The sequence below is a fragment of the Thalassobius sp. Cn5-15 genome (assembly GCF_022347685.1).
Classification (GTDB): domain Bacteria; phylum Pseudomonadota; class Alphaproteobacteria; order Rhodobacterales; family Rhodobacteraceae; genus Thalassobius.
On sequence record NZ_JAKRGF010000011.1, the window covers coordinates 1 to 10,593 of the forward strand.

The window sequence follows — 10,593 nt, forward strand, 5'->3', positions numbered from 1 at the left end:
ACACCCGATACCATCCCGAACTCGGAAGTTAAGCACCGAAGCGCCAATGGTACTGCGTCTTAAGACGTGGGAGAGTAGGTCACCGCCAAACCTAATAAACAACAACAAAATCTCTAAGCGATAAAAATATAGCGCATTCGTCACCACGGTGACACTGGCGCGGGGTGGAGCAGCCCGGTAGCTCGTCAGGCTCATAACCTGAAGGTCGCAGGTTCAAATCCTGCCCCCGCAACCAAAAATATCACAAAATCAGAAATGATAGGGCTGATCGTACTGCTAGAGGCAGCCAGTCTAGTGTCACGATCTGCCGTCCTGTGCGCCGCATATGGCTGCTTTGAGGTTCCGTGGCACCCCTTATTGAATTGAAATGCTTCATTGCCGTAGGTGTCAGTGTTATACTGACACTGACAAAGTAACGCGTTGTCAGGTTTGGCCCGTGAATTCCTTTGATATTTGCTTCCTTGATAAAAATCTCGGCGCATCAATTAAGCGTCTTGCAGATACAGTTCAGTCAGTGCAAATGGGCGAAATCTGCAGTGTCTTTTATGAACGATCTCAATGGCGCGGACGGTTTTTGGAAAACTAGTCTTATCGGTGTGGAGACGGGGGCATCGCAACCCATTTTGGAGGGAATTGGATGAAAATAATTGTAGCATATGACGGCAGTGAAGCCTCGCAACGCGCACTTGAGTTTGCAGTTAATCAAGCAAAATCATGTGAAGCGGCATTGATCATCGCCTATGTACTGGAGTGGTCGCCATACACATTTCTGACCGCAACCGAACTTGAAGAGCGTCACAAACGCCGTCAGGAAGAGCTGGAACGTGCAGAGACTGCGGTGATCAAACCGGTTCTGGATGATCTTGGTGACATCGGTGTGCCGGTAGAAACCGTCATCCGGTATGGCCACATCGCCGACACCCTGAATGACGTAGCCTCTAGCGCAGGTGCCTCACTGATTGTGGTGGGTCGTAACGGGCAGAGAGGCCTCAGCGGTCGTTTGTTCGGGTCAGTTGCCGGTACGCTGGCGCAATCCGCACCCGTCCCATGCACCATCGTGCCATAAGTCGAGAGAACAGGGATACACCATGAAAACGATGTATAAACGCGCAGCCATTGCGGCCACAGTACTGTCGACGGCGGGTTTGCCAGCTGCGGCGCAAGGTATTGATCAGAAAATCAACGAGGTTTTCGCAGCCTCCACGGGCTGGTTCGTCAGCTTCATCTTCTCGCCCTTTCCTGGCACCAATTTCCCATGGATCGTGGCGTGGCTTGTTCTGGCAGCAACTGTCTTTACGCTCTATTTCCTCTTTATCCAGCTGCGCGGCTTCCGCCACGCGATTTCGCTGGTCAAAGGGGACTATTCTGACCCCAATGATGCAGGTGAGGTCAGCCATTTCCAGGCGCTGGCGACCGCGTTGTCGGGCACAGTAGGACTGGGGAATATCGCTGGTGTGGCCGTTGCGGTCAGCATTGGTGGCCCGGGTGCTACTTTCTGGATGATCCTTGCCGGTCTGATGGGCATGGCATCGAAGTTTACTGAATGTACTCTGGGCGTGAAATATCGCAACGAGTATCCTGATGGTAGCGTGTCAGGTGGTCCGATGTACTACCTGACCAAGGGCTTTGCGGAACGGGGCCTGCCGGGGGGCAAGATCCTGGCGGTTCTGTTCTCTGTCTTCTGTATCCTTGGTGCACTGGGTGGCGGCAACATGTTCCAGGCCAACCAAGCGCATGCGCAGATCACCAACGTTGTGGGTGATTTCCCCGGGGTTATCACCGGCCTTGTCTTTGCCGCGGTTGTGTTTGCGGTGATCGTGGGCGGTCTGAAATCCATCGCACGGGTGACTGAAAAGGTCGTGCCGTTTATGGGGATCATGTATGTGATCACTGCGCTGATCATTCTGGTGATCAACTTCGACAAGATCGGTTGGGCTTTCGGTCAGATTTTTGAAGGTGCGTTTACAGGCCTTGGTGTTGCTGGCGGTATGGTCGGTGCGCTGATTCAGGGCTTTAAGCGGGCGGCGTTCTCTAACGAAGCGGGCGTTGGATCGGCGGCGATCGCTCACTCTGCTGTGCGTACCAAAGAGCCGATCACCGAAGGGTATGTGTCTCTGCTGGAGCCGTTCATCGACACCGTGGTGATCTGCACCATGACCGCGCTAGTGATCATCATCACTGGTCAGCTGGTGATTGACCCTGTGACCGGCAACTATCTGTTGAATGATGCGGGGACTGCGATTCAGACCGTTGGTGGTAACGGCGGTGTGGCGCTGACGTCGGCGGCCTTTGCCTCTGCTGTGCCGTTCTTCCAGTATATTCTGGCGCTGGCAGTGATCCTGTTCGCCTTCTCGACCATGATCTCTTGGTCCTACTACGGGCTGAAGGCTTGGACCTTCCTATTCGGGGAAAGCAACGGCGCGCAGCTGTTTTTCAAGGTGATGTTCTGCGTCTTTGTGGTCATCGGGGCCTCTGCTTCGCTGGGACCGGTTATCGACTTCTCCGATGCGGCGATCTTTGCGATGGCGGTGGTGAATGTCTTTGGTCTTTACTTCCTGATGCCGATCGTGAAGCGAGAACTGACTGGCTATCTGGCCCGTTTGAAATCGGGTGAGATCAAGAAGTTCAATTAATGGACGTCATAGAAAATACAAAGCCGGGGCAAATCACTGCCCCGGCTTTTTTGTGTGATCTTTGAACGGCCAACAGACTTAACGGCCCGCCATGGGTCGCTTACGGTGTCCACAGCTTGGTTTCAGGATAGAACTGCGACCATGCGAACCAGAAGGCCTCGTGGCTGGACACGGCCTTGCCTGCTGTGTCTGTTGCGCGCAGGCCACCTGCGACCCGCGATAGGGTCACGCCTTTATATGCCACCTGCTCACCCTGTTGCAGCGCAGCCATTGCAGTGGCGCGGGGGAAGGCGACGGGGCCTGATTTGGTCAGCACACCGATCACATCCTCCTGCACTGGTAGGCGCGGATCTACGTCGCCGACAGGGAAGATCGGGCCGTTGGCATCGCGGTTGTTGCGGAAGTCAGGATCACGGCCCAAAGCCAGACGTTCGGCCAGTACTGTGGTTTCTGGATAGGCGGCTTTCCAGCTGGCCCAGTCGGAGGTAACCACTGTGGCTTGATCCAGAACCAGACCGCGTTTTGCATGCGGGCCAGTCAGGGCGTTGCCACGGAAGGTGTCGAAGATTGAATAGGTCGTTAGGTCATACATCACCTTGTTCGAGCGGCTCAGCAGGCCAGAGGTCCGCATCACAGGGCGCTTCACACCGGCGGGCAGCTGATCGGTGAAATAGGCCTGCGCTGCACCGCAAAGCGTACAGTAAGGCAGCGCCAGATCACGGCCACCCAGCGTGTCGTTGACCATTTCGCGCACTTCCATGATCTGGCGGGGATAGGCGCGCGCCTCGCCGTTGATCACCACACCAAAAATAACGTCGTTATCGTCAAGCCAGTCCGCCTCCGCCGCAGATGTTACGGGCGGATTGTCAGCGGCGGGAATGCAGTTGCAGGCATCATCAGTGGTATCAAACGGGCGATCGTCGATCAGCACACCACCCCAAGAGACCAGTCGCCAGTCGATGTCGCCTTCGATGAAAATGCGGTCCCAACCGGGGATGATACTGGTGTAGATGCCGCGCTTGATCTCCAGATACCCGGGAGGTTCGGGGATATCCCACGCGATCAGCGGATCGGTGATGTGCCCCCACGGGTTCACAGTAATCTCTGGCAGGTTCAGAAGGTGTACACCGGTTTCTGCCAAGGAGCGGCTCAACTGGCGGTTGGTGACAAAGCGCAGTAGATCAGAGATGACCCATGCCAGACGTGGATCGCCGGATGTGCGGATCACCTCCAGCGCGGCGCTGTGGTCAGGGCCCCACTGTCCTTCGGTGATGCTGTCAACAAAGGCCAGCTGCACGGCAGCCGCCAGTTCGGCCGACAGCGCGCCTTGAGGCACCTCTGGTGCGGCGCCGAACTGTTCGATGACATGTGCTGGCATTGCGGTTTCGGCCCAAACGGCCGAGGCGGTAAAGGGCGTCGCAGTAAGCGCTGCGATCAGGGCGAGGTGGGACAGTGTGCGCATGGGGGGCCTCTTGGCTATCAATGGGGCCAGTCTGTCCGCAGGGGCGAATTGGTGCCAATCACAACGCCTCATCTCTATGTGATAAGAGAGATCAGCGATAGCTCCTGCGTCTAAGTAGGATTGGCCCCTGCGCGGGTGACTTAGAGGGCAGCGGCTGTGTTCACGGTTGCGAGTATGGCCTGCAACTGCGCGGGCAGCCAGCCGTCTCCCATCGCAATCACGCTGTCGAACGCCGCAAGCGATGTTTGGGCTTCGCCCGCACCTATTTAAGGCATTGTAGCGTTGCGTCTTTGGGGCCTGCCTCCTACTAAGGAGGAGCAAGCATATATCCCATCGAGAAAATTTTTCGGATGTCCCCTCTAAAAAGTAGAGCAGTCCCGGCGTTCTTTTGTAGGACGACGGAGACAAAACAGACACCAAACGGAGGGATGCAGACGTGGGATTGTTTCAAGATATCGCTGATCAGACTGCATACAACGTCTCTAACCCGCGTCGCCGCGGGTTCGGTCAGAAGGGTTCTTCGGACCAGAATGGTGTTGCGTCGGAGGGTGATGTGAAACGCGATTCCCTGTCCCGCTCTATTTACCGTCAACGTCAAAGCATCGGTCCTGCGCCCTTGATGGGTAAAAAGGTGCTGTGTGTCAGCGCAAAGCCGAACTGCGACGTGGAACAGATGTCGATTAGTCTGGGCGCTAATGTAATGCCAGTCTCCACGCTGGGCGAGGCAGAGCGTAGGCTGCGCGAAGCGCCACGCGAATGGGATCTGCTATTCATCATGCGTGATGGTTTGATGCCGCTGGATCATTTGGTGACTGATCTGTTGAGCCTGCGCTTTGCCTTTTCGCGGTTGCCGGTTGTGATGTTCTCTACTGCGTTTATGGCTGACGACATGACCAAGGACCGTAGCCCGATTTCAGACGCCTCTATGTGCCTGCCGATGACGCAGGGTCGCCTGAAGATGTGTGTTGAGGCTGCGATCACTAACAGCCGCACCAAAGAGTGACTGCTGTTTCACCGTGACAGGTATGTACCCGAGCTGTTGTTCGTTTTGACTTTTTTCTGGTTCGATACAGACTTGTCAGTGCTTGAGTATTTTACTAGGAAATATACAGCCAAGCGATGCCGCCAGGTTTGATCCCCTAAAACCGGAGCGTGACATGGCAGGACCAGCAGACAATCGGCATTCAAAAAATGCGGCGCGTGATATTCAGGCCTATGGTTTTGACCGTGAGGATCTGGCGTTGCTGTCGACCAGCAGACATATCTTTGATGGGCTAACTCATCCTGATCGTGGTGGGTGGAAACGGGCGCAGGTGGTTTGCGCCCAGCATTATGGTGCTGAAGCGGCCGAGCAGGTGCTGAGTGCCACCGTCGATGTGATCGAGGCGATGCGCTGTCTGCGCACCAGCGCCTTTACCTATGGCCGCGAAGACTGCGCCTGCTGCCGGTATAAACTGACCCAAGAGGAACGGCTGTTGATCGCCGCCTTTCACAACCTGCGCCGTCGCAAGAGGTCACGCAGCTTTGTGCAGGCGTTGTTGTTGGTCGAGGGCACAGATCCCGCCCGCCTGTTGGTCGCACTGGAAATGCTGGATTATTTGTTGTTTGAACTGCGCGGCGCCTGCTAGAGGACGCTGTCCTGCACCCCCGGCAAGACGCACAGCATTTCATAGAGCAGGTTCGCCGCAATCATCGCGGTGTTTCCGGCGGGATCATAGGGCGGTGACACCTCCACCAGATCGCAGCCTACCAGATTTAGGCCGCGGCAGCCCCGCACAATTTCCAGTGCTTGAATCGTGGTGAGGCCGCCCATTTCAACCGTGCCGGTGCCGGGGGCAAATGCGGGATCCAGGCTGTCTATGTCGAAACTCAGATATGCAGGGCGATCACCGATCTGTGCCCGGACCTGTTCCATCAGTGGCGCAGCGGATTTGTGCCACAGCTCTTCGGCCTGCACGACGGTAAACCCCCAATCCCGCGCGGTGTCGAAATCATCTGGCCCGTAACCGGTGCCGCGCAGCCCGATCTGAAAGGTGTTTCGTGCGTCAAGCAGCCCTTCCTCATAGGCGCGACGGAAAGGTGTGCCGTGTGCGATCGCCTCGCCAAACATGTGATCATTGATATCAGCGTGAGCATCAACGTGGATCAATGCCACTGGACCGTGTTTCTTCGCAATGGCCCGCAGCACCGGCAGGGAAAGCGTATGATCGCCTCCCATGGTCAGCGGGACAACCGGATGCTTTAGCAGACCGTCGTAAAACTCGGTGATCCGGCGCACGGCGTCCTTCAGGTCGAAGGTGTTGATCGCAACATCCCCAATATCTGCAACATTTAGTGCGTCAAACGGCGCGGCGCGGGTCCACATATTGTAGGGGCGGATCATCGCGCTTTCGCTGCGAATTTGACGCGGTCCAAACCGGGTGCCGGGGCGGTTGCTGGCACCGATATCCATCGGAATCCCCACAAAGGCCGCATCAAGCCCTGCTGCCGTGTCCTGCGTGGGCAGACGCATGAAGGTTGTCGGCCCGCCAAAGCGCGGCATCTCGTTTCCGCCAAGGGGTTGATTGAACATCTGAAACCTCATCTGCACTGACCATTTCAGTCATTAAGCACGAAGTATCCATATGAAAGATAGGAGTTTTCTAATTCGGTCGGCGATTTCAACGAAAATTTCCACACAAAAAAACCGGCTGTCGGATCCTTGAGCTCAAGGGCGATCAGCCGGTTTATCATGGTGCCCAGAAGAGGACTCGAACCTCCACGTCCATACGGACACTAGCACCTGAAGCTAGCGCGTCTACCAATTCCGCCATCTGGGCACGGGTTGGTGAGGGGCGTTCTAAGGTTACCGTAGGGGGGTGTCAACGCGATTTTTGAAGTTTTTTTTGCCGCAGGCAATCTCCTTGTGAAAAACCCCTGTAAGCGCTAGAAAAATGCAGCAAAATTTTCTTAGCCGGAGTCTGTGATATGTCGAAACTTGTGACCATTTTTGGCGGATCTGGATTTGTTGGCCGCTACATTGCCCGTCGTCTTGCGAAAGAGGGCTGGCGCGTGCGCGTGGCGGTGCGCCGCCCAAATGAGGCAATGCACGTAAAACCTTACGGTACCCCCGGTCAGGTTGAGCCTGTGCTGTGCAACATCCGCGACGAAGCCTCGGTCGCCTCTGTGATGACGGGATCGGATGCGGTTGTGAACTGTGTGGGCATTCTGGCAGAGGCGGGCAAAAACGGCTTTGATTCCGTTCAGGCCGAAGGCGCAGGCCGCGTCGCCCGTATCGCTGCCGAGCAGGATGTAAAAACCTTCGTTCATCTGTCGGCGATTGGCGCAGATGCCACTCGCAGCAGTGCCTATGCGCGCACCAAAGGTGCTGGCGAAGCGGCGGTTCAGGCGGCCTTCCCGTCTGCGGTGATTCTGCGTCCTTCGATCATCTTCGGGGCTGAAGATGACTTCTTTAACCGTTTTGCAGGCATGTTTGGTCCAGTGTTGCCGCTGGTGGGTGGTAACACTGTGTTCCAGCCGGTTTATGTTGATGACGTCGCCCGCGCCGCCGTGCTGGGTGTGGAGGGCAAGGCGCCTGCAGGTATCTATGAACTGGGTGGCCCTGATGCGAAAAGCATGAAAGGCCTGATGAAGGATATGCTGACTGTGATCCGTCGTCGTAAGCTGGTGATCAACCTGCCCTTCTTTGCGGGGTCTTTGATGGGTTGGTCGTTTGATTTGGTCAAAAAGTTGAGCTTTGGGCTGATTAAGGGGCCGATCACTGCCGATCAGGTGAAACTGCTGCGTCAGGACAATGTGGTGTCTGAGGGTGCAAAAGGGTTTGCTGATCTGGATATCACACCCGTGGCGATGGAGGCTGTGCTGCCTGATTACCTGTGGCGCTTTCGTCCGTCGGGTCAGTATCTGGCGATCAAGGAATCTGCGAAGAACCTGCGCCACGGCTAAACCTGCAATCAGCCAGAAACGACAAAGGGCGTGCCGTAGCGCGCCCTTTGTCGTTTCCCCGGTGCTGTTGGATTACTGTGTATACCCGATCCACAGCAGTATCGCGCCAAGGATGACGCGATAGATCACATAGGGTGTAAAACTGACAGAGCGTAAGAGTCGCATCATCAGCACCAGCGCCAACAGAGCGGCGACAAAGGACAGACCTGCCACAATAGCGCCGTCACGCAGGGCCTGCATATCGGCCTGGCCGGCCACTTTGGCACCCATCAAACAACCAGAGGCCACAATGGTCGGGATCGACATCAGCATCGCCAGCTTTGCCGCATCCTGTCGGTCATAACCCAACCAGCGGCCAGCGGTGATGGTGATGCCGGATCGTGACGTGCCAGGGATCAGGGCCAGCATCTGCGCCAGACCCATCCAAAGCGCGTCACGCAGGTTCCAGTCTTCGCTGAGCTTTGTCTCGCCGCCGCGCTGGTCCGCACCATAAAGGACGACGCCAAACCCCAGCATGGTCCAGCCAATGACCGTTATGGACCGCAGTTGTTCATCCAGACCGGTCAGGGCAAGAAAGAGCCCAAAGAGGATCACCGGAATTGTTGCGATCAGCAGCAGGAACGCCATGCGGCTGCCTTCGGTGTCCAGACGCCCCGTCAGCATTCGTGGCGTGCCGGCCAGGCCGATCCTGACGTCGCGCCAGAAATACAGCACCACTGCACCCAGCGTGCCCACATGTGCCGCAACGTCGATGATAGGACCCTGATCCTGCATGCCGGACAGATTCGGCAGTAGAATCAGGTGGCCAGAGGAGGAAATCGGCAAAAACTCGGTAATGCCCTGAATTAAGGCCAAAATTGCTAGATGTAGAATAGACATGTCGGGCTTTCTCGGGCTCTCAATGCCCCTTGTATAACCTATTGAGTTTGCGTCAGAAGAAGAAATATAGGTCCGGATCGGTTATAAGTAGAGTGCCTTTGGCTCAACTTTTCTGCCTTGCGGCATAAAAATCCTAAGTTTAGGTCAGCTCTTCTGACTTTTATTTCCATCAGTGCTGCCTTAAAAGGCATTTTTATACATACTCGTTCAGAAAGGCAGCGCCCGTGGCCAAGCAACCGATGCTGAAGTTTGTATCCGTCGATCGTGACATGCCGGTGAAGCGGCTGGCCGAGGAGCGGAATAAGGACTTCCAAGAAATTTACGCCGAATACGCGGATGAAAAAGCGAAAGAACAGTCGAGCCGCTGCAGTCAATGTGGTGTGCCCTATTGTCAGGCGCATTGCCCGCTACACAATAACATCCCCGACTGGCTGAACATGACTGCCACCGGTCGTCTGGAGGAGGCGTACCAGATCTCTCAGGCTACCAACTCGTTCCCGGAAATCTGTGGCCGTATCTGTCCTCAGGACCGCCTGTGCGAAGGCAACTGCGTGATCGAACAGTCGGGCCACGGTACCGTTACGATCGGGTCTGTTGAAAAATATATTACTGACACTGCGTGGGAAAACGGTTGGGTCAAGCCGATCGTTCCGGTCATGGAACGCGATCAATCTGTTGGAATCATCGGTGCGGGGCCGGGTGGTATGGCTGCTGCAGATATCCTGCGTCGCCAGGGTATTCAGGTCACCATCTATGACCGCTACGACCGCGCTGGCGGCCTGCTGACCTACGGCATCCCTGGTTTCAAGTTGGAAAAAGACGTGGTGATGCGCCGTGTTGAACAGCTTGAGAAATCCGGTGTTGAGTTCGTGCTTAATTGCAACGTGGGCGAAGACATCTCTTTTGATGCGATCCGTGGCAAACATGACGCAGTGATGATCGCCACTGGCGTTTACAAAACCCGCGATCTGTCTGGCCCGGGTTCGACCGCAACCGGCATTGAACGTGCGATCGATTACTTGACCGTGTCGAACAAGCTCAGCTTCGGTGACGACGTGGCCGAATATGAGGACGGCTCTCTGAACGCGGCGGGCAAAAAGGTTGTGGTCATTGGCGGTGGTGACACTGCAATGGACTGCGTGCGTACCGCTGTGCGTCAGGGCGCGACCTCGGTCAAATGTCTTTACCGTCGTGACCGTGCCAATATGCCCGGTTCCCAGCGCGAGGTTCAGAACGCCGAAGAAGAAGGCGTGGAGTTTGTCTGGCTGGCCGCACCGCAAGGGTTCACCGAAACTGACGGCAACGTCAGCGGCGTGATGGTGCAAAAAATGCGCCTGGGCGCACCGGATGCGTCGGGCCGCCAAGCACCTGAGGTGATCGAAGGCGCAGACTACGTCGAAGACGCCGATCTGGTGATCAAGGCGCTGGGCTTTGAGCCTGAAGATCTGCCCAAACTTTGGGGCACGGACGGTCTGGAAGTGACCCGTTGGGGCACCATCAAGGCCGAGTTCAAGACCGGCAAGACCGCTCTGGACGGTGTTTACGCTGTTGGCGACATCGTGCGCGGTGCCTCGCTGGTGGTTTGGGCGATCAAAGACGGTCGCGACAGCGCCGAGGCGATCCTGGACTATCTGAACGACGCTCAAAGCGTCGCGGCAGAGTAACCGAAACTGG

General features: G+C 56.3%; 9 protein-coding genes, 2 tRNA genes and 1 rRNA gene. 8 read left to right on the forward strand and 4 right to left on the reverse strand.

The annotated features are described in order from the left end of the window. The 4 genes from rrf to MHM86_RS16250 all read left to right on the forward strand — a co-directional run. Positions 1 to 91 (forward strand): 5S ribosomal RNA (gene rrf, locus MHM86_RS16235); the annotation flags it as partial. 67 nt (positions 92 to 158) lie between these two features. Continuing rightward, positions 159 to 235, forward strand: a tRNA-Met gene (locus tag MHM86_RS16240). Between the two features lie 402 nt (positions 236 to 637). Continuing rightward, positions 638 to 1,066, forward strand: a complete 429-nt coding sequence (locus tag MHM86_RS16245) for a universal stress protein (RefSeq protein WP_239201422.1) — start codon at positions 638 to 640, stop codon at positions 1,064 to 1,066. Positions 1,067 to 1,088: 22 nt separating this feature from the next. Next, positions 1,089 to 2,633, forward strand: a complete 1,545-nt coding sequence (locus MHM86_RS16250; protein WP_239201424.1) for a sodium:alanine symporter family protein — start codon at positions 1,089 to 1,091, stop codon at positions 2,631 to 2,633. Positions 2,634 to 2,733: 100 nt separating this feature from the next. On the opposite strand, the gene MHM86_RS16255 is transcribed toward MHM86_RS16250, so the two are convergent. Continuing rightward, positions 2,734 to 4,095, reverse strand: coding sequence for a DUF3179 domain-containing (seleno)protein (locus MHM86_RS16255; protein ID WP_239201425.1), 1,362 nt, complete (start codon positions 4,093 to 4,095; stop codon positions 2,734 to 2,736). Positions 4,096 to 4,531: 436 nt separating this feature from the next. Between MHM86_RS16255 and MHM86_RS16260 the strand changes: the two genes are divergently transcribed. Next, positions 4,532 to 5,098, forward strand: coding sequence for a hypothetical protein (locus tag MHM86_RS16260; RefSeq protein ID WP_239201426.1), 567 nt, complete (start codon positions 4,532 to 4,534; stop codon positions 5,096 to 5,098). A gap of 154 nt (positions 5,099 to 5,252) precedes the next feature. After that, positions 5,253 to 5,723, forward strand: coding sequence for a hypothetical protein (locus tag MHM86_RS16265; protein ID WP_239201436.1), 471 nt, complete (start codon positions 5,253 to 5,255; stop codon positions 5,721 to 5,723). Here MHM86_RS16265 and speB read toward each other — a convergent pair. Together speB and MHM86_RS16275 are read right to left on the reverse strand one after the other, a co-directional pair. Next, positions 5,720 to 6,667, reverse strand: a complete 948-nt coding sequence (gene speB / locus MHM86_RS16270; RefSeq protein ID WP_239201439.1) for an agmatinase — start codon at positions 6,665 to 6,667, stop codon at positions 5,720 to 5,722. The two genes, MHM86_RS16265 and speB, sit on opposite strands and share 4 nt — an antisense overlap. A gap of 160 nt (positions 6,668 to 6,827) precedes the next feature. Next, a tRNA-Leu gene (locus tag MHM86_RS16275) sits at positions 6,828 to 6,914 on the reverse strand. A 148-nt stretch (positions 6,915 to 7,062) separates the two neighbouring features. Here MHM86_RS16275 and MHM86_RS16280 point away from each other — a divergent pair. Continuing rightward, a complete protein-coding gene (locus tag MHM86_RS16280; protein WP_239201442.1) occupies positions 7,063 to 8,040 on the forward strand; it encodes a complex I NDUFA9 subunit family protein in 978 nt (325 codons plus the stop codon). Positions 8,041 to 8,112: 72 nt separating this feature from the next. On the opposite strand, the gene MHM86_RS16285 is transcribed toward MHM86_RS16280, so the two are convergent. Then, a complete protein-coding gene (locus MHM86_RS16285; RefSeq protein WP_239201445.1) occupies positions 8,113 to 8,919 on the reverse strand; it encodes an undecaprenyl-diphosphate phosphatase in 807 nt (268 codons plus the stop codon). Positions 8,920 to 9,143: 224 nt separating this feature from the next. Between MHM86_RS16285 and MHM86_RS16290 the strand changes: the two genes are divergently transcribed. Further along, positions 9,144 to 10,583, forward strand: coding sequence for an NAD(P)-dependent oxidoreductase (locus MHM86_RS16290; protein WP_239201448.1), 1,440 nt, complete (start codon positions 9,144 to 9,146; stop codon positions 10,581 to 10,583). Positions 10,584 to 10,593: the final 10 nt, after the last annotated feature.